This window comes from Lentzea waywayandensis, from assembly GCF_900115955.1.
In the GTDB taxonomy this organism is placed as follows: Bacteria; Actinomycetota; Actinomycetes; order Mycobacteriales; family Pseudonocardiaceae; genus Lentzea; species Lentzea waywayandensis.
The window spans coordinates 364,862-382,513 of record NZ_FOYL01000005.1 but is presented as its reverse complement, the minus strand read 5'-3'; the positions used below and the strand labels follow the sequence as shown (position 1 = coordinate 382,513).

The 17,652-nt window shown below is 69.6% G+C and carries 23 protein-coding genes; 17 read left to right on the top strand and 6 right to left on the bottom strand.

Annotated features, from left to right (window positions below):
- Positions 1–36 precede the first annotated feature (36 nt).
- The 4 genes from hisD to BM417_RS47860 are packed head-to-tail and all read left to right on the top strand — an operon-like array spanning position 37 to position 3,207.
- A complete protein-coding gene (hisD, locus tag BM417_RS21940; RefSeq protein WP_093597322.1) occupies positions 37–1,353 on the top strand; it encodes a histidinol dehydrogenase in 1,317 nt (438 codons plus the stop codon).
- A complete protein-coding gene (locus BM417_RS21935) occupies positions 1,350–2,456 on the top strand; it encodes a histidinol-phosphate transaminase (RefSeq protein WP_093597319.1) in 1,107 nt (368 codons plus the stop codon). The genes hisD and BM417_RS21935 overlap by 4 nt, the downstream gene beginning before the upstream one ends.
- On the top strand, positions 2,453–3,052 hold the full coding sequence (hisB, locus tag BM417_RS21930; protein ID WP_093597316.1) for an imidazoleglycerol-phosphate dehydratase HisB: 600 nt from the start codon (positions 2,453–2,455) through the stop codon (positions 3,050–3,052). Before BM417_RS21935 ends, hisB begins: the two co-directional genes overlap by 4 nt.
- Positions 3,052–3,207, top strand: coding sequence for a hypothetical protein (locus BM417_RS47860; RefSeq protein WP_177320528.1), 156 nt, complete (start codon positions 3,052–3,054; stop codon positions 3,205–3,207). The genes hisB and BM417_RS47860 overlap by 1 nt, the downstream gene beginning before the upstream one ends.
- Here BM417_RS47860 and BM417_RS21925 read toward each other — a convergent pair.
- Both BM417_RS21925 and BM417_RS21920 read right to left on the bottom strand, forming a co-directional pair.
- Positions 3,204–3,809: a class I SAM-dependent methyltransferase gene (locus tag BM417_RS21925; protein WP_093597313.1), complete on the bottom strand. Its 606-nt coding sequence runs from the start codon at positions 3,807–3,809 to the stop codon at positions 3,204–3,206. The two genes, BM417_RS47860 and BM417_RS21925, sit on opposite strands and share 4 nt — an antisense overlap.
- On the bottom strand, positions 3,806–4,330 hold the full coding sequence (locus BM417_RS21920; RefSeq protein ID WP_093597310.1) for an RNA 2'-phosphotransferase: 525 nt from the start codon (positions 4,328–4,330) through the stop codon (positions 3,806–3,808). The genes BM417_RS21925 and BM417_RS21920 overlap by 4 nt, the downstream gene beginning before the upstream one ends.
- A gap of 54 nt (positions 4,331–4,384) precedes the next feature.
- On the opposite strand from BM417_RS21920, the gene BM417_RS21915 reads away from it, so the two are divergent.
- On the top strand, positions 4,385–5,260 hold the full coding sequence (locus BM417_RS21915) for an alpha/beta fold hydrolase (protein WP_093598008.1): 876 nt from the start codon (positions 4,385–4,387) through the stop codon (positions 5,258–5,260).
- On the opposite strand, the gene soxR is transcribed toward BM417_RS21915, so the two are convergent.
- Positions 5,204–5,650, bottom strand: coding sequence for a redox-sensitive transcriptional activator SoxR (soxR, locus tag BM417_RS21910; protein WP_245822099.1), 447 nt, complete (start codon positions 5,648–5,650; stop codon positions 5,204–5,206). The two genes, BM417_RS21915 and soxR, sit on opposite strands and share 57 nt — an antisense overlap.
- Before the next feature lie 73 nt (positions 5,651–5,723).
- On the opposite strand from soxR, the gene BM417_RS21905 reads away from it, so the two are divergent.
- The 6 genes from BM417_RS21905 to priA all read left to right on the top strand — a co-directional run bounded on the left by BM417_RS21905 (position 5,724) and on the right by priA (position 11,204).
- On the top strand, positions 5,724–6,386 hold the full coding sequence (locus BM417_RS21905; RefSeq protein WP_245822062.1) for a thiamine pyrophosphate-dependent enzyme: 663 nt from the start codon (positions 5,724–5,726) through the stop codon (positions 6,384–6,386).
- Positions 6,386–7,279: a transketolase family protein gene (locus BM417_RS21900; RefSeq protein ID WP_093597304.1), complete on the top strand. Its 894-nt coding sequence runs from the start codon at positions 6,386–6,388 to the stop codon at positions 7,277–7,279. Before BM417_RS21905 ends, BM417_RS21900 begins: the two co-directional genes overlap by 1 nt.
- 197 nt (positions 7,280–7,476) lie before the next feature.
- The gene (locus BM417_RS21895) at positions 7,477–8,289 is read left to right on the top strand and encodes a hypothetical protein (RefSeq protein ID WP_143138748.1); all 813 of its coding nucleotides are present in this window, start codon (positions 7,477–7,479) and stop codon (positions 8,287–8,289) included.
- Positions 8,290–8,299: 10 nt separating this feature from the next.
- Positions 8,300–8,935 carry an imidazole glycerol phosphate synthase subunit HisH gene (gene hisH / locus BM417_RS21890; RefSeq protein ID WP_093597299.1) on the top strand — a complete coding sequence of 212 codons (636 nt, stop codon included), beginning with the start codon at positions 8,300–8,302 and terminating at the stop codon, positions 8,933–8,935.
- Complete coding sequence (locus BM417_RS21885) at positions 8,932–10,476, top strand: hypothetical protein (RefSeq protein ID WP_093597296.1); 1,545 nt, start codon at positions 8,932–8,934, stop codon at positions 10,474–10,476. Before hisH ends, BM417_RS21885 begins: the two co-directional genes overlap by 4 nt.
- Entirely contained in the window at positions 10,473–11,204 is a 732-nt protein-coding gene (gene priA / locus BM417_RS21880) for a bifunctional 1-(5-phosphoribosyl)-5-((5-phosphoribosylamino)methylideneamino)imidazole-4-carboxamide isomerase/phosphoribosylanthranilate isomerase PriA (RefSeq protein WP_093597293.1), read from the top strand. The genes BM417_RS21885 and priA overlap by 4 nt, the downstream gene beginning before the upstream one ends.
- Here the strand turns inward: priA and BM417_RS21875 are convergent.
- Positions 11,170–11,871: a Clp protease N-terminal domain-containing protein gene (locus tag BM417_RS21875; protein ID WP_093597290.1), complete on the bottom strand. Its 702-nt coding sequence runs from the start codon at positions 11,869–11,871 to the stop codon at positions 11,170–11,172. The genes priA and BM417_RS21875 overlap by 35 nt on opposite strands.
- Positions 11,872–12,213: 342 nt before the next feature.
- Positions 12,214–12,594, bottom strand: a complete 381-nt coding sequence (locus BM417_RS21870; RefSeq protein WP_093597288.1) for a PPOX class F420-dependent oxidoreductase — start codon at positions 12,592–12,594, stop codon at positions 12,214–12,216.
- A 45-nt stretch (positions 12,595–12,639) separates the two neighbouring features.
- Between BM417_RS21870 and hisF the strand changes: the two genes are divergently transcribed.
- Genes hisF through hisI form a run of 3 tightly spaced genes read left to right on the top strand, consistent with a single transcriptional unit; the run spans position 12,640 to position 14,101 of the window.
- On the top strand, positions 12,640–13,398 hold the full coding sequence (hisF, locus tag BM417_RS21865; protein ID WP_093597285.1) for an imidazole glycerol phosphate synthase subunit HisF: 759 nt from the start codon (positions 12,640–12,642) through the stop codon (positions 13,396–13,398).
- Complete coding sequence (locus tag BM417_RS21860; RefSeq protein WP_093597282.1) at positions 13,395–13,754, top strand: hypothetical protein; 360 nt, start codon at positions 13,395–13,397, stop codon at positions 13,752–13,754. The genes hisF and BM417_RS21860 overlap by 4 nt, the downstream gene beginning before the upstream one ends.
- Positions 13,751–14,101: a phosphoribosyl-AMP cyclohydrolase gene (gene hisI / locus BM417_RS21855; protein WP_093597279.1), complete on the top strand. Its 351-nt coding sequence runs from the start codon at positions 13,751–13,753 to the stop codon at positions 14,099–14,101. The genes BM417_RS21860 and hisI overlap by 4 nt, the downstream gene beginning before the upstream one ends.
- A gap of 4 nt (positions 14,102–14,105) precedes the next feature.
- Here hisI and BM417_RS21850 read toward each other — a convergent pair whose 3' ends face one another.
- Positions 14,106–14,717, bottom strand: coding sequence for a TetR/AcrR family transcriptional regulator (locus BM417_RS21850; protein WP_093597276.1), 612 nt, complete (start codon positions 14,715–14,717; stop codon positions 14,106–14,108).
- A 38-nt stretch (positions 14,718–14,755) separates the two neighbouring features.
- On the opposite strand from BM417_RS21850, the gene BM417_RS21845 reads away from it, so the two are divergent.
- The 3 genes from BM417_RS21845 (at position 14,756) to trpC (ending at position 17,627) form a co-directional block, all read left to right on the top strand.
- Positions 14,756–16,294, top strand: a complete 1,539-nt coding sequence (locus tag BM417_RS21845) for an anthranilate synthase component I (RefSeq protein ID WP_093597273.1) — start codon at positions 14,756–14,758, stop codon at positions 16,292–16,294.
- Entirely contained in the window at positions 16,284–16,685 is a 402-nt protein-coding gene (locus tag BM417_RS21840) for a hypothetical protein (protein ID WP_093597270.1), read from the top strand. Before BM417_RS21845 ends, BM417_RS21840 begins: the two co-directional genes overlap by 11 nt.
- A gap of 132 nt (positions 16,686–16,817) precedes the next feature.
- Complete coding sequence (gene trpC / locus BM417_RS21835) at positions 16,818–17,627, top strand: indole-3-glycerol phosphate synthase TrpC (protein ID WP_093597267.1); 810 nt, start codon at positions 16,818–16,820, stop codon at positions 17,625–17,627.
- Positions 17,628–17,652: the final 25 nt, after the last annotated feature.

Below are 17,652 nucleotides of genomic sequence, written 5' to 3'. Positions count from 1 at the left end.
CGTTGACAGATTTCCGCAGGAACTAGGCTGTAAGGCATGCTCAACCGCATCGACCTGCGAGGTCGCACCACGACCCCTGCTCAGCTGCGCGCCGTCGTGCCGCGCGCCGAGGTGGACGTGGACGCGGTTCTGCATCATGTACGTCCTGTCGTGGACGCGATCGCCGAACGCGGTGTCGAGGCGGCGCTGGAGTACACGGAGAAGTTCGACCAGGTTCGTCCGGATTCTGTTCGTGTGCCCGCTTCGGAGATCTCGTCCGCTTTGTCCTCGTTGGATCCGGCGGTGCGCGAGGCGTTGGAAGAGGTCATCGCGCGCACGCGGCGCGTGCACGCCGACCAGCGCCGTACGGACACGACCACGCAGGTCGTGCCCGGTGGCACCGTGACGGAGAAGTGGGTGCCGGTCGCGCGCGTCGGCCTGTACGCGCCCGGTGGCCTCGCGGTGTACCCGTCGACTGTCGTGATGAACGTCGTGCCCGCGCAGATCGCCGGCGTGGAGTCGCTGGTCGTGTGCTCGCCGCCGCAGGCCGAGTTCGGTGGCCTGCCGCACCCGACGATCCTCGCCGCCGCCGCGTTGCTCGGTGTGGACGAGGTGTGGGCCGTCGGCGGCGCCCAGGCGGTGGCCCTGCTGGCCCACGGTGGCGTGGACACCGACGGCGCCGAACTGGCCCCGGTCGACGTCGTCACCGGTCCCGGCAACATCTACGTGACGGCGGCCAAGCGGCTGCTGCGCGGCCTGATCGGCATCGACTCCGAGGCGGGGCCGACCGAGATCGCGATCCTGGCCGACTCGTCGGCCGACGCCGTGCACGTCGCCGCGGACCTGATCAGCCAGGCCGAGCACGACCCGCTCGCGGCGTCGGTGCTGGTGACGGACTCCGTCGAACTGGCGGACGCGGTGGACGCCGAGCTGGAGCGCCAGATCGGTGCGACCAAGCACACCGAGCGGATCCGCACGGCGCTGGGCGGCAAGCAGTCCGCCACCGTCCTGGTGTCCTCTGTGGACGAAGGAGTCCGGGTCGTCGACGCGTACGCCGCCGAGCACCTGGAGATCCAGACCCGCGACGCTCGTGAGGTGGCCGCACGGATCCGTTCGGCCGGCGCGATCTTCGTCGGCGCGCACTCGCCGGTGTCGCTGGGCGACTACTGCGCCGGCTCGAACCACGTGCTGCCGACCGGTGGCTGCGCGCGACACTCGTCCGGGCTGTCCGTGCAGACGTTCCTGCGCGGCATCCACGTGATCGACTACTCCGAGGAAGCACTGCGCGAGGTCGCGGACAAGGTCGTCGCGCTCGCCAACGCCGAGGACCTGCCCGCGCACGGGCAGGCTGTGACAGCGAGGTTCTCTCGATGAAGCCTGTAGTCGGCGCGCGGGTTGAGCTTTCCGATCTGCCTCTGCGCGAGGACCTGCGCGGGCGCACGCCCTACGGCGCCCCGCAGCTCGACGTCCCGTATCGCCTGAACACCAACGAGAACCCGTACGCGCCGACTGATGCTCTCGCGGCCGACGTCGTCGCGGCGGTCGCCGAGATCGCCGGCGAGCTGCACCGCTACCCGGACCGTGACGCGGTGGCGTTGCGCGAGGATCTGGCGGCGTACCTGACCTCCGCGACGTCGGTGACGCTGACGTCCGAGAACGTCTGGGCAGCCAACGGGTCGAACGAGATCCTCCAGCAGATCCTCCAGGCGTTCGGCGGCCCTGGCCGCGTGGCGCTGGGCTTCGAGCCGTCGTACTCGATGCACCCGATCATCGCCGCCGGCACCCGCACCGAGTGGTCGCCGGCGCCGCGCCGTTCCGACTTCTCGCTGGACGTGGAGAAGGCCGCCGCGGTGATCGCCGAGACGCGGCCGGACGTGGTCTTCGTGACGTCGCCGAACAACCCGACCGGCCAGTCGATCCCGCTGGCCGACCTGCGCCTGCTGATCGCCTCGACCTCCGGCATGATCGTGGTGGACGAGGCGTACGCGGAGTTCTCCCCGCAGGAGAGCGCGATCAAGCTGCTGGACGAGTTCGGTTCGCGCCTGATCGTCTCGCGCACGATGTCGAAGGCCTTCGCGTTCGCCGGCGGCCGGCTGGGCTACCTGGCGGCGGCACCGGCCGTGGTCGACGCCCTGCAGCTGGTGCGCCTGCCGTACCACCTGTCCGCTCTGACGCAGGCCGCCGCGCGGGCTTCTTTGAGGCATGGTCCGGAGACGCTCGGTTCGGTGGCGCGTCTGTCGGCGGAACGCGACCGGGTGTCGTCGGCGTTGGCGGACATGGGTTTCCAGGTCGTGCCGTCGGACGCGAACTTCGTGCTGTTCGGCTGGTTCGAGAACGCACGGGAGACCTGGAAGTCCTATTTGGACCACGGCGTGCTCATCAGGGACGTCGGAATCGCGGGTCACCTGCGGGTGACCATCGGAACGCCCGAGGAGAACGACGCTTTCCTCGCGGCCAGCAAGGAGGTCAGCCGGTGAGTCGTGTCGGCAAGGTGGAACGCACCACCAAGGAGTCGTCGGTCTACGTGGAGATCGACCTGGACGGCACCGGCCAGGTCGAGATCAGCACAGGAGTGCCGTTCTACGACCACATGCTCACCGCGTTCGGCGTGCACGGCTGCTTCGACCTGATCGTCCGCGCCACCGGCGACACCCACATCGACGCCCACCACTCGGTCGAGGACATCGCGATCGTCCTGGGCCAGGCGCTGCGGGAAGCGTTGGGGGACAAGAAGGGCATCCGCCGCTTCGGCGACTGCTGGATCCCGATGGACGAGACCCTCGCGCACGCCGCGGTCGACGTCTCGGGCCGCCCGTACACCGTGCACCGCGGCGAACCGGAGCAGTTCAACAGCTTCGTGATCGGCGGCAACTACCCGTTCGTGCTCAACCGGCACGTCTTCGAGTCGCTCGCCTTCCACGCCCAGATCGCACTGCACGTGCGCGTCGAGTACGGCCGCGACCCGCACCACATCGCGGAAGCCGAGTACAAGGCCATCGCCCGCGCCCTGCGCACGGCCACCGAGCCCGACCCGCGCGTCGGCGGCGTCCCGTCGACCAAGGGCGTCCTCTGATGCCGAAGGAAGTCGTCGTCATCGGCCTGCTGGCCCTCGCGGGCTTTCTGGCCGGTGGCGTCTACACCACGTGGAAGACCGCCAAGTTCATGGCGATCGTCCTGCTGGTGCTGACCGTGGTGGCGGCGGGCGGCGCCGTTCTCTGGCTGATCTAGCGCTTGCGGGCGAGGACCCAGTGGAACGTCGCCGGGTCCGGCTCGTGCATGGTCACCAGGTCGTCGACGACGATCTCCAGGTGCCGGCCGAGCAGGTCCCGGTTGACGTCGGGTGTGTTGCTGCCGAAGAACATCTCTACACCGAGCCAGGTCTCCGTGACGTCCGGCGTGCCGTTGCCGAGCGAGGCCAGGAACAGGCCGCCGGGCTTGAGCCAGCGCGCGATCTTCGCGATGAGCGCGGGCTGCTCGGCGCGCGGCACGTGCAGGATCGAGTAGAACGCCGAGACGCCGTCGAACTCTCCGTCCGGGAAGTCGAGCGCGGTCATGTCCGCCTTCTCGAACCGGGCGGCCGGCACGTTCGCGCGGGCAAGCTCGATCTGCTGCTGTGACAGGTCGACGCCGAGGACGTCGTGCCGTTCGGCGAGCTTCTGACTGCACGGGACGCCCGCACCGCAGCCGAGTTCGAGAACTCTCGCCCCGTCGGGCAGCCGCTCGTCGAACTCCGCGAGATAGCGCAGCCGAGGGTCGTCGGCGATCTGCGCGGACCAGTCGAGGTACCGCTGCGCGATGGCGTCGTAGCCGTCCTCGACGGTCCGTTTCACGCCGTGGCCAGGTAGCTCGCCGGAACGTGCTGTGCGAGCCACACCCCGTTGGCGCTGAGCCGGAACTCGTGCCCGTCCGCGTGCATCGCCTTGGCGTCCACGGTGAGGATCAACGGCCGCCCACGCCTCGCTCCAACGCGCTGCGCCGTTTCGCGATCGGGCGAGAGGTGCACGTCGTGGCGTGACATGGGGCGCAGGCCGTCGCGCATGATGTCGTCGAGGAACTGTGCGACCGTGCCGTGGAACAGCTGGTCCGGCGGGATCGCGGTCGGCAGGCCGAGGTCGACCTCGACGCTGTGGCCCTGGTTCGCGCGGATGCGGTCGCCGTCGATGCTGAAGCGCTTCTTGTCGTTGCGGTCCACGACCTCGCGCAGGTCGGCCTCGGAGATGCCGAGCGCGGTCAGGAGGTCGGCCACCGGCACCCAGCCCGACGGGTCGAGGGTGAGGCCGACGCGCTCGGGCTTGTGCCGGAGCGCCTTGGACATCCGCTTCGAGAGGCGGATCATTCGTTCGTCTTCCATTTCCTCCCCAGGAAACCACAGCGCGTCCACCGGTTTTGCGGTTTCATGGGACCGATGTGGCGCGAGCGGCGGGTTCCTGGCGAGACCGAGATCTTCGTGGCCTGGCAGGAGGGCACCGGGGACGGGACGTTGCTCGCGATCCACGGCGGCCCCGACTGGGACCACAGCTACCTCCGCGAGCCGCTCGACCGGCTGGACTGCCGGCTGCTGTTGCCGGACCTGCGTGGATGCGGCCGGTCGGGGCGAGTGCCGGAGTACCACCCGGACGGTGTGGTCGAAGACCTGGTGCGGGTGCTGGACTCGTTCGAGGTCGAGCGTGCGGACGTCCTCGGCCACTCCTACGGCGGCATGGTCGCGCAGCGGTTCGCGATCACTCATCCGGAACGCGTGCGCAGCCTGATCGTGTCCGGCAGCAGCGTGTTGCCGGTGCCACCGGACGCCTTCGACGGATGGGCGGAGCGGGACGAGATCCTGGCGGGTCAGGAGGATCCGTGGCAGCGCGAGGACCTGACGCCGGAGCAGTGCGTGCGGGCCGACGCGTTCGCGGCCGTGGAGGCCAACGTCCGGCGTGGCGCGCAGGTGCCGGGCTACCTGAAGCGGCTGGGACAGGTGCGGTTCGGCGCGGAGTGGGTGCGTCAGCTCCAGACAGGCGGCCTGGTCACGCCGAGGCTTCCCGATGCCGCGCGCCGGATCGCCGACCTCGACATTCCGGTGCTCCTGCTGCACGGCCGGCAGGACATGACGTTCCCGGTCAGCCTCGTCGAGGCCACACTCGAACTGATCCCACGCGCAAGTGCCGTGGTGCTCGACGACGCGGGCCACATGCTGCACGTGGACGAGCCCGACGGCTACCTGCGCGCGGTGCGGGAGTTCCTAGACGGTGCCGCCTTCGAGGGCGGGCTTGAGCTGCGGAGCCCCCGGCCCGTGTGAGGCCTGCTCGTCGTCGATGTTCTGCAACGCGCAGCTGCGCAACGACAGGCAGCCGCACCCGATGCAGCCGGTGAGGCGGTCGCGCAGCCGGTACAGGGCGTCGATGCGGGCGTCGAGCTCGGTCTTCCACGAGCGGGAGAGGCGTTCCCAGTCGGACTTCGTCGGCGTGCGGTTGTCGGGGAGCTGGGCGAGGGCGTCGCGGACGTCCTCCAGGGTGAGGCCGACGCGTTGCGCGGTGCGGATGAACGCCAGCCGGCGCAGCACCGAGCGCAGGTAGCGCCGCTGGTTGCCCGCGGTGCGCACGGAGGTGATCAGGCCCCTGTCCTCGTAGAAGCGCAGGGCGGTGTGGGGGACGCCGCTGCGCTCGGCGACCTGGCCGATGGTCAGCATTTCCGGCAACTTGCTCACCGGATCATGGTAACCGCTTGACCTCCAGCATGGTGGAGGTTGAACAGTTGGTGCCATGCAGCGGATACCAGAGCTCTTCGCGAGGATGGCCGGGGACGAGAAGCACGAGTGGGCGGCGGCTTCCACGATCGACGTGCTCTGGGTCCTCTACGACAAGGTCCTCAACGTCACGCCCGCCACCGTCGCCGATCCCGACCGTGACCGGTTCCTGCTCTCCAAGGGACACGGGCCGATGGCCTACTACGCCGTGCTGGCGGAGAAGGGGTTCATCGAGGAGTCCATTTTGGACGATTGGACGTCGTGGGACAGCCCGCTCGGCCAGCACCCCGACCGGGTGCTCGTGAACGGCGTGGAGATCAGCAGCGGCTCGCTCGGCCACGGGCTGCCCATCGCGGTGGGGACGGCGATCGGGCAGCGCGTCGCGGGGAGCCGCGGCCGCACGTTCGTGCTGGTCGGCGACGGTGAGCTGGACGAGGGCAGCAACCACGAGGCGATCGCGGTGGCGTCCCGGCTCGGGGTCGCGAACCTGATCACGATCGTGATCGACAACCGGTCCGCGATGTACGGCTGGCCCGGTGGCATCGCCCAGCGCTTCGCCGTCGAGGGCTGGCAGACCGCCGAGATCGACGGCCGCGACCACGAGGCCGTCTTCACCGCACTGACCGCGCCGCACGACCGCCCGTACGCGGTGGTCGCCAAGATCGAGAAGAGCTACTGATGACCACCATGCGCCAGGCCTTCGTGAAGGCGGTCAACGACGAGATCGCGGCCGACCCGCGCATCGCCGTGGTGACCGCGGTGATCTCCAGCAACGAGTTCCCGCAGGAGAACGAACGCGTCGTGGACGTCGGGATCCGCGAGCAGACCATGGTGGGCGTGGCGAGCGGACTGGCGCTGGCAGGGCTGCGGCCGGTCGTGCACAGCTACGCGCCGTTCCTGGTCGAACGGCCGTACGAGCAGATCAAGCTCGACATCGGACATCAGGACGTGGGCGCGGTGTTCGTGAGCATCGGGGCGTCCTATGACGACCCCGCGTGGGGGCGCACGCACCAGTCACCGGGCGACGTCGCGTTGTTCGACACGCTGCCTGGCTGGACTGTTCACGTACCTGGACACCCGGAGGAGGTGACGCCGCTGCTGCAGCGGGCGCTGAAGGACGACAACCGTGTCTATGTGAGGCTTTCGCTGCACGAGAACACCGAGCCGCATCCGGTGGGGGAGGGATTCACGACGCTGCGCCACGGAAAGCGCGGCGTGGTGGTCGCCGTCGGGCCGATGCTCGACCGCGTGCTCAAGGCCGTCGAGTGCGAGAACGCAGATGTCACGGTGTTGTACGCGGCCACGGTCCGACCGTTCGACTCGGACGGACTGCGCAAGGCGGTGCAGGACACCGATCACGCCGACGTGATGGTGGTGGAGCCCTATCTGGAGGGAACCTCGTCTCATCTTGTGTCCGAGACACTGCAACAAATCCCGCACCGCGTTCGTTCTGTAGGTGTCAAACGACACGCAGAGCTCCGCAACTACGGCACGGCCGAGGACCATGACGCCGCGCATGATCTCGACGTGGTCGGGCTGGGGAGCGCTGTGCGGAGTTTCTTCAGGGGGTGAAGAAACATGTTGGCAGTCATGGGGGATGACTGGACCGGCGCGCCTTCGCGCACGGTCTGAGTGTGAGCCGGAAGGGTGCGATCGGGCCGGATGCCCGGCGCACCCTTCCGCCGTTCGTACCCTTCGCCCGTCTCGAAACGCGAAAACCTTGGCATGTCTGTCTGGACGCGTGGGGCGGACCAGGAATGATGTTGACCGTGAGAATGCTGATCTGGACCCCGTTGAACGCCGCCGAACTGCAGAAGGCCATGCACAGCGGCAACGTGGGCCCCGCGGCACTCGTCCCGGTCCAGTCCGGCACGGTGCTGCTGCCTCCTCCGGCCACCAAGCTCAACGAGGCCGCGTACATGACGAACAGGGTGCGCAAGCTCGGGAACGGCGCCGCCCTGGCCGTCTGGAACGACGACGCCGCGTTGCTCTACATGTTCACCACGACGCTCGGCCGCGCCTCGATGTGGGGATCGCGCGAGGCGGTGCTGCGGTTGTCCGCGCAGGCGAAGCAGTCGGGGCCCGTCGGACTGGCCTTCGACCGCATCACCGCGGGCATGGTGAACCTGCGCGAGAAGGAGAAGTGGCAGCTCGACGCCATCGACAAGCTCACCGCGCTGTACCCGGCCGCCAGCCGCAAGGGCACGCTCGAACGCATCCGCGACTTCGAGAACGGCCACGCGGCGATCCCGGACTTCTTCCGGGCGGCGGGGCTGCACGAGGTGGCGCGGGTCGCCGAGCTCACCGAGCAGGGCCGTGCGGACGTCGTGCTTCGGACGCTCGAACCACCGCGTGCACAGATGTGGCCGCTCGCGTTGATCTTCCCGTTGATCGTGCTGACGGCGTTGGTGACGGTGCTGCTCAACATTCCTGCGTTCGTGTACTACGTCGTCGGCGGTCTGCTTCTCGTGTTGATGGCCGGGCTTCTGGTCATGCTCAGGCGTCGGCTCGTGCGCACGAAACCGATCAACACGGTGTTGCCGGTCATACCGGTTACGCAGGGCGCGGTCCCGACCGACTAGCCTGGTCGGCGTGGCACGCGTCGTCGTACTTGACTATGGATCCGGCAACCTGCGCTCCGCCGAGCGCGCGCTTCAGCGGGTCGGCGCCCATGTCGAGGTGACGTCGGACCAGAAGGCCGCGCGCGAGGCGGACCTCCTCGTCGTACCCGGCGTCGGTGCGTACGCGGCGTGCATGGAGGGCCTCAACTCGGTGCGCGGCGCCCGGATCATCGGCGAGCGCCTCGCCGGCGGCCGTCCGGTGCTCGGCATCTGCGTGGGCATGCAGATCCTGTTCGAGCGCGGCATCGAGCACGGCGTGCTGACCGAGGGCTGCGGCGAGTGGCCCGGCACCGTCGAGCGGCTCGAAGCGCCGATCGTGCCGCACATGGGCTGGAACACCGTGCGCACGCCCGAGGGTTCGAAGCTCTTCGCGGGCCTCGACAAGGACACGCGGTTCTACTTCGTGCACTCCTACGGCGTGCGCCGGTGGGAGCTGGAGCCGGCCGAGCACCTCAAGCCGCCGCTGGTGACGTGGGCGGACCACTCGGGCGACGAGTTCGTCGCGGCGGTCGAGAACGGGCCGCTGTGGGCGACCCAGTTCCACCCGGAGAAGTCCGGCGACGCCGGGGCGCACCTGCTGCAGAACTGGTTGACTAACTTTTCGTGATCACCCGACTGCTGACGGTAGCCGCGATCGTGGCTGCCGGCGTTGCCGTGCCCGGGGGCGCGCACGCCGCACCGGCACCGTTCCACGACAACTTCGACAACGCCGTGGACGCCGACCCGGCCTACGGCCTGAACGACAACCTCAAGCAACGCCAGGGCACCGGCGCCGTCACGTACAGCCGCGTGTCCGGCAAGTGGAACACCGGTGACGTGCCGCGGCCGTGGTACGCGCAGGTCGGCCACCCGAACCACCTGGGCAGGCTGTCGATGCACCTGGGCACGACGGCCGTGCGGCTCGACGCGCCGTCCACCGGGTCCTCGATCTCGGCGACGCTGACCCCGGTCGCGGGCGACCGCACGTCCGGCGACTGGTCGTCGATCGCGCTGGGACGGTCGGCGAACAGCTGGGGCTATGTGTCCAATCAGGACATCGACCTCGGCTTCCTGGTGCGCGCCAACGGAGGCGTGCAGATCTTCCGGCAGGGCTCGCCCGTCGTGACGCTGCCGGCGTTCGCCTCGGCCAAGGACGACGGCTCGTTCGACGTGACGCTGAAGCTCGTCGGGACGAAGCTCGACCTCACGGTCAACGGCCAGAGCGAGACGATCTCGCTGGGCACGGCGGTGCCGACCGAACGGCTGTGGGTCTACCTCGGGCGCTACTCCGACAACGACAAGACCGTCAGCCTCGTCGACGATCTCCGCGTCGAGCAGCTCGACTCCGACGACCTGCGCAAGCTGCCGGGGTCCCGGTTGCGCTACTACGGCTACTTCGGCGCGCGGCTGAACCAGGCCGGTGGCAACCACCTGCCGGAGGTGCGCGGCCGCAGCAACCTCAACTGGGTGCAGATCAGCGACGTCGACGCCTACCGTCCCGAGGTGTTGCGGGACTGCGCCCCTGAGGGCTGCGTCGTCCACACGGGCAACGAGTTCTTCGACTGCGACGCGGCCGGCTGCCCGCTGTACCCGAACGCCGCCGAGCGCTGGCAGGTCCTCGCTTCGAAGGTGCGGCCGTACCTCGACCGCGTGGCCGGGTTCGTGCTGCAGGACGAGCCGTTCCACCACGGCGCGAGCTTCGCGGACGTCGAGTTCTCCGCCCAGCAGATCAAGAACACGTTCCCCGGCAAGAAGGTCATGCTGATCGAGGCGGGCGTCCGGGTCGACGACGCCTTCCGAGTGCCCGCCGCCGTCGACTGGGTCGGTTTCGACGAGTACTGCGCCGGCTACGAGGCGGTGGAGGCGCGCATGACCGAGCTGGAGGAACGCGCGCCCGGCAAGGAGCTGTTCCTGCTGCCGGAAGCCGCGCCGCAGTCGTGGTGCGCGGACAGGACCGACGCGGACCTCGAAAGCACCCAGTACCTGTACCTGGCGCTGGCGCGGCAGCACCCGGCGTTCGTCGGAATCATGGTCTTCGGCCCGTGGACGGGCGTCGGACCTGCCGCGACGGGCCCCGGCACGCCGGTCCCGTCGAAGTTCCCGCGCGCCACGGAGGCCCAGGAGCGCGTGGCCGCCCTCGTGCTGGGGGACGCTAGGCTGCCTGGGTGACGTTCACACTCCTCCCCGCTGTTGACGTGGCCGACGGTCGCGCCGTCCGGCTCGTGCAGGGCGAAGCCGGTACCGAGACGAACTACGGCGAGCCGCTCGACGCGGCCCTGCAGTGGCAGCGCGACGGGGCGGAGTGGATCCATCTCGTCGACCTCGACGCGGCGTTCGGCCGTGGCTCCAACCGCGAGCTGATCGCCCGCGTCGTCGGCGAGCTCGACGTGAAGGTCGAGCTGTCCGGCGGCATCCGCGACGACGCGTCGCTCGAGGCCGCCCTGGCCACCGGCTGCGCCCGCGTGAACCTCGGCACGGCCGCGCTGGAAGACCCGGAGTGGTGCGCCAAGGCTTTGGCCGCGTACGGCGAGAAGATCGCGGTGGGTCTCGACGTCCGCATCACCGAGCAGGGTCACCGGGTCAAGGGCCGCGGCTGGACGTCGGACGGCGGCGACCTCTGGGAGGTCCTCGACCGGCTCGACCGCGACGGCTGCACGCGTTACGTGGTCACCGACGTGTCGAAGGACGGCACGCTGACGGGCCCGAACGTGGAGCTGCTGCGCGAGGTCTGCGCCCGCACCGACGCCCCGGTGATCGCGTCCGGCGGCGTGTCCACTGTGGACGACCTGGTCGCGCTCGCGAAGCTGTCACGCGACGGCGTGGAGGGTTCCATCATCGGCAAGGCCCTGTACGCCGGCGCTTTCACGCTCCCGGAAGCACTCGCTGCGGTCCGTTGACCACCGTCTCTATGTGAGCGGCCGCGGCCGCGTGCGTCACACCCGTGTTGTGCAGCACGTCGGCCGCGGTCCCATCCGCTTCGAGCAGGACGCCGAGCAGGATGTGCTCGGTCCCGATGAACATGTGGCCCATCCGCAGCGCCTCGCGCACGGCCAGTTCGAGGGCCTTCTTGCAGTGCGTCGTGTACGGCTGCTTCTCCGGCCGTTGCTTGGCCTCGGTGTCGAGCCGGTTCAGGGTCGCGATGCGCGTGCTGCCGTCGCCCGACTCCAGCTTCGCGATGGTCTTGGCCGCGAGCCCCGCCGACTCGTCGAGCAGCCCGAGCAGCAGGTGCTCGGTGCCGATCCGCTCGCTGAACCGCGCGTGGTGCCGGGCCAGCGCGATCACCCGGCGCGACCGCTGGGTGTAGCGCTCCGTCGAGGGCTTGGACAGCTCCGGCGACTCCCTGGGCACGAACCGCTTCTGCGCGGCCTGCTTCGTCACGCCGAGGCTCTCGCCGATCTCGGCCCAGCTCGCCCCGCCGCGGCGCGCCTCGTCCACGAAGTGGCCGATCAGGTGGTCGCCGAGCTCGTTGAGCTGACCGCTCAGCTCGACTGCCTTCGCCAGGCGCACGAGCGCGTCGTCGGCCTCTTGGGCGACGGTGACGATGAGGTCGGTCAACTGGATCACGCGTCAACTCTAGGTTGACGCTGAGCGCCGGGTCAACCTCGGGTTGACGCATCCACGGTGACTCAATGTTGACGGATCTGATCCATGTTGAGTCAACATTGACGCGAGGGGATCAACGTTGACGTGCCGGGTCAATGTGCAGGGGAGGCGCGGAAGACAACGTTGTCATCCGCGTGGGCAGCCCCCACGTCGGGGTTGAGCGTGCCCAGTCAACGTTGATCCAGCGGTGTCCACGTTGAGTCAACGTGGACTGGCGGCCGTCAACGTGGACCGGCGCCGTCAACGTGCACCGGCGCCGTCAACGTTGATCGGCCGGAGCAACGTTGACTCGACGTCGACCGGTCAGCTCGCCGCCGTGATCCGGATGCCCACCGACCCGGTCCGCCCGCGCCGCAGCTTGCTGCCGGCCACGGTGATCCACCCGAACAGCCCGTACTTCTTCGTGATCCGCGACCGCACGTCATCGCTCGCGTCGTCGTCGACGAGCGCCGCGTGGGCCTTGACCGACTCGCCCTTCGGGTTGCCGCGGACGTCGCACGGCCCGATCTCGACGTCACCGTTGCGCCGGATCCGCTTGACCTTGCCGGTGTCCGTGGCGCTCCAGGCGTAGATCACGCCCTCGCTCTCGCCCGGCACGACCCAGACCGGCGTGGGCACCGGGGTGCCGTCCTTGCGGAAAGTCGTCAGCAGCAGGTACTTGCCTTCGCCGAGTTCGGTGATCATGGCCGCGCAGCGTAGTCCTCGCCCGCCCCTTGTAGGCTTTCCCGCATGTCAGTCGCGGTCCGTGTCATCCCCTGTCTCGACGTCGACCGGGGCCGGGTGGTGAAGGGCGTCAACTTCACCAACCTCGTCGACGCGGGCGATCCGGTAGAGCTGGCCAGGGCCTACGACGCCGAAGGCGCCGACGAGCTGACGTTCCTCGACGTGACGGCCAGCAGTGGCGACCGCGAGACGACGTTCGACGTGGTCCGCCGCACCGCCGAGCAGGTGTTCATCCCCCTCACGGTCGGTGGCGGCGTGCGCAGCCCCGAGGACGTCAACAAGCTGCTCCGCGCGGGCGCGGACAAGGTCAGCCTCAACACCGCCGCGATCGCACGTCCCGAGCTGCTCAAGGAGTGCTCCGAGCGGTACGGCGCGCAGTGCATCGTGCTGTCGGTCGACGCGCGGCGCGTGCCCGGCGGCACCGGCTTCGAGGTCACCACGCACGGCGGCCGCACCGGCACCGGCATCGACGCCATCGCCTGGGCGGCGAAGGGCCAGGAGCTGGGCGTCGGCGAGATCCTGCTGAACTCGATGGACGCCGACGGCACCAAGGCCGGGTTCGACCTCGAGCTCATCGAACTGGTGCGGCGCGAGGTCGACGTGCCGCTGATCGCGAGCGGTGGCGCCGGCGCGATCGACCACTTCCCGCCGGCCGTCGCCGCGGGCGCGGACGCCGTGCTGGCCGCGAGCGTCTTCCACTTCGGGCAGCTGCGCATCGGCGAGGTCAAGGACGGCCTGCGCCAGGCGGGTGTCGTGGTGCGATGAAGCCCGTCGAGGTGCGGGTCGCCTCGGCGGTCGCGTTCGGCGGCGCCCTGGTGTTCTTCGTGGTCGGGCTGATCCTGTGGCGCTCGACCGGTGACGCGGACGTGCTGAAGCTGCCGTCGTTCCTCGCGGTCGTGGAACTGCCGGTGGCGGCGGCCCTGTTGCTGCGGCTGCGTTTCATGCACTACCCGGCGATGATCGTCTTCGTCCTCGTGGCGCTGCTGCACCTCGTCATCGTGCTCGCCGACGGACCGGCGTGGGCCCGCGTCGCGTCCGGTGTGCTGTCCGCCGTGCACATCTACGGAGTGGTCCTGCTCAACACCGGACCGGCTCGTGAACACCTGGGAGGTCCCCGTTGAGCAACGCGCTCGATCCCGCCATCGCCCAACGACTCAAGCGCACCCCGGACGGCCTGGTGTGCGCGGTCGCCCAGCAGCGCGGCACCGGTGAGGTGCTCATGGTGGCGTGGATGGACGACGAGGCGCTGCACCGCACCCTCACCACCCGCCGCGCGACGTACTACTCGCGCAGCCGCCAGCAGCAGTGGGTGAAGGGCGAGACCTCCGGGCACACCCAGTACGTCCACGAGGTGCGGCTCGACTGCGACGGCGACACGCTGCTGCTGACCGTCGACCAGGTGGGCGCGGCCTGCCACACGGGCGACCGCACGTGCTTCGACGCCACGGTGCTGCTCGCCGACGCGTGACCGGTCAGTCCAGGTCGCCGGTGAGGTAGCGCTGGAGGTTCGGGCCGATCGTCCTGACCACGGTGTCCGCATCGGCCGACGCCAGCGGCTCGAACCGCACGACGTACCGGACGATGCCGAGCCCGACCATCTGGGTCGCGCACAGCGTGGCCCTGAGCTCGCGCTGCTCGGCGCCGATCTCCGCGAGCACGTTCTTGAAGATCGCGTTGATGAGGAACGACTTCAGCGCGCCCGCCACCTCCGGCTGGCTGGTGACGCTGCGGATCAGGGCGGCGAACGTGCCGCCGCCGGTCGCGTCCCACACCGTCGTGAAGGTGCGGACGATGCGTTCCCCCGCGTCTTCCACCGGGCCGTCGAGCAGGCGTTTGAGGAGTTCCGCCGGGTCGAAGGGGAGTTGCAGCACCGACTGCGCGAACAGGCCTTCCTTGCCGCCGAACCAGTGGTTGACCATGGCGGCGTCCACGCCCGCCTTGGCGGCGATCGCGCGTACGGTGGCACCGTCGTAGCCCTTTTCCACGAACACCTCGCGGGCCGCGGCGACGAGCGCGGCCCTGGTGTCCTCGCCCGCGGCGCGACGGCCCCGGCGTTTCTGGTTCACTTGCTCCACGCGGGCCATAGTTCAACAGTTGTTGAATTTATGCAACAATTGACGGCATGGTGAGCGTCATCGGGGCTGTGGCCGCCGCTGGTCTTGGGGCCGTCAGCCCAACGCGTGAGGAGTTCCGCGAGCTCGCGGTCAACCGCCGGGTCATCCCGGTGGTGCGCAAGCTGCTCGCGGACGCGGAGACCCCGGTCGGTCTGTACCGCAAGCTCGGGGCCAACCAGCCGGGCACGTTCCTCTTCGAGTCGGCGGAGAACGGCCGCTCCTGGTCGCGATGGTCGTTCATCGGCGTGCGGTCCACGGCGGCGCTCACGGCGACCGGCGGTGAGGCGTTCTGGACGGGCACGCGGCCTGTCGGCCTGCCCGACGGCGGCGACCCGTTGCAGGCGCTGCGCGAGACCATCGAGGTGCTGCGCACCGACCCGTTGCCCGGCATGCCCCCGCTGACCGGCGGCATGGTCGGCTACATCGGCTACGACGCGGTGCGGCGGCTGGAGCGGCTGCCCGTCATCGCCGAGGACGACCTGAAGATCCCCGAACTGGTCATGCTGCTGGCGACCGACCTCGCCGCGCTCGACCACCACGAGGGCACCGTCACGCTCATCGCGAACGCGATCAACTGGGACGACTCGACCGAACGGGTCGACGCCGCGTACGACGACGCGGTGCGCCGCCTCGACGAGATGACCACGGCGCTGCACACGCCCGCGCCGCCGACGGCCGCCGTGTTCGCGCGGCCCAAGCCGGAGTTCCGGCGCCGGCGCTCGCAGGCCGAGCACTTCGCGGCCGTCGAGAAGGCCAAGGAGGCCATCCGCGCGGGCGAGGCGTTCCAGATCGTGGTGTCGCAGCGGTTCGAGATCGAGACGGACGCCGACGCGCTCGACATCTATCGGGTGCTGCGCGCGACGAACCCCAGTCCGTACATGTACCTCCTGCGCCTGGACGGGTTCGACATCGTCGGATCCAGCCCGGAGTCGCTGGTGACCGTGCGCGACGGCAAGGCGACCACGCACCCCATCGCGGGCACCCGCTGGCGCAGCGAGGACCCCGAGGAGGACGCCCTGCTCGAGAAGGACCTCCTCGCGGACCACAAGGAACGCGCCGAGCACCTGATGCTCGTCGACCTCGGCCGCAACGACTTGGGCCGCGTCTGCAAGCCGGGTTCGGTGCACGTCGTCGACTTCTTCAAGGTCGAGCGGTACAGCCACGTCATGCACATCGTGTCGACCGTGACCGGTGAGCTGGCCGAGGGCAAGACGGCCTACGACGCGGTCGCCGCGTGCTTCCCGGCCGGCACGTTGTCCGGCGCGCCCAAGCCGCGCGCGATGGAGCTCATCGAGGAACTGGAGCCCACGCGCCGAGGCCTCTACGGCGGCGTCGTCGGCTATTTCGACTTCGCCGGGGACGCGGACACCGCCATCGCCATCCGCACCGCCCTGGTGCGCGAGGGGGTGGCGTACGTGCAGGCCGGCGGCGGCATCGTGGCCGACTCGGACCCGCTGTCCGAGGACAACGAGTGCCTGAACAAGGCGGGCGCGGTGCTGGCCGCGATCGCCACCGCGCAGACGATGGCGCCGGCAGTTGAAAGCTAGCTCTCCACTGTGGATCGCCGCGCTCCTGCTGGTGGGCGCGGCGGGTGCCTTCTGGGGCGCCGGTTCGGTGCCGGTCGCGTTGCTGTGCCTCGCGGCCGTCGCGGCGGTCGTCGCGCTGAGCGGGGTGGCGCGCCGGGTCCTCGGCGCGTTGCTGATCGTCGTCGGCATCGCGGCGGCGTTCTCCGGCCACTGGCTGGCGATCGCCGGAGGCGTCCTCGTGGCGTTCTCCGGTGGGCTTCAGGTAGCGCTGGGGGCCCGGATGCCGAAGATCGGGGTGGGCGGGCAGAAGACCCGCACGCACGACCCCGAGACGGACCTGTGGCGCGCACTGGAGCGTGGGGATGATCCGACTGACGACAGGACCCCCGGCGGACCTGCCTCGAACGAGTGAAGATCATTCATCCGCGTTCACGCATGTGACAGGCGCACAGCCTCGGTTAGCTGCGTGGACAGTTGAACCCCGGTGGCGGAGGCGTTACTCCGGCGGGGTTAGCATCCCCATAGCGGGAAGGGGAGCAACACTGTGACGGTTCTCGAGTCGATCCTCGAAGGTGTGCGTGAGGATCTCGCCGCTCGCGAGGCTCAGTTGTCCTTCGAGGTGGTCAAGGAGCGCGCGACCAAGACCGCTCCGCCGCTCGACGTGCTGTCGGTGCTGCGCGGGCCGAACGTGGGTGTCATCGCCGAGGTCAAGCGCCGCAGCCCCTCCAAGGGGGCGCTGGCAGAGATCCCGGAGCCTGCCGACCTCGCGTCCGCGTACGAGGCGGGCGGCGCGTCGGTGATCAGCGTGCTGACCGAGCAGCGCCGCTTCGGCGGGTCGCTGGCGGACTTCGACGCGGTGCGCCGGGCGGTGAAGATCCCGCTGCTGCGCAAGGACTTCATCGTGTCGCCGTACCAGGTGCACGAGGCCCGCATGCACGGCGCGGACCTGGTGCTGCTGATCGTGGCGGCGCTGGAGCAGAACGCGCTCGTGTCGCTGCTCGATCGGGTGGAATCGCTCGGTATGACGGCGCTCGTCGAGGTGCACACCGCCGAAGAGGCGGACCGCGCCCTGGAAGCGGGTTCGTCGGTGATCGGTGTGAACGCGCGCAACCTCCACACGCTGGAGGTCGATAAAGACGTTTTCGGCAGGATCGCTCCGGGACTACCCTTCGAGACGATCAAGATCGCCGAGTCGGGCGTGACCGGGCCCGGTGACCTGATGTCGTACGCCGGCGCCGGTGCCGACGCGGTGCTCGTCGGCGAAAGCCTGGTGACCAGCGGAGACCCCAAGGCCGCCGTGAACAAGCTCGTGACCGCGGGCTCACACCCCGCGTGCCCCCGGCCGAGCCGGTAAGGCACGGTTGATAACAGCGCTAGAG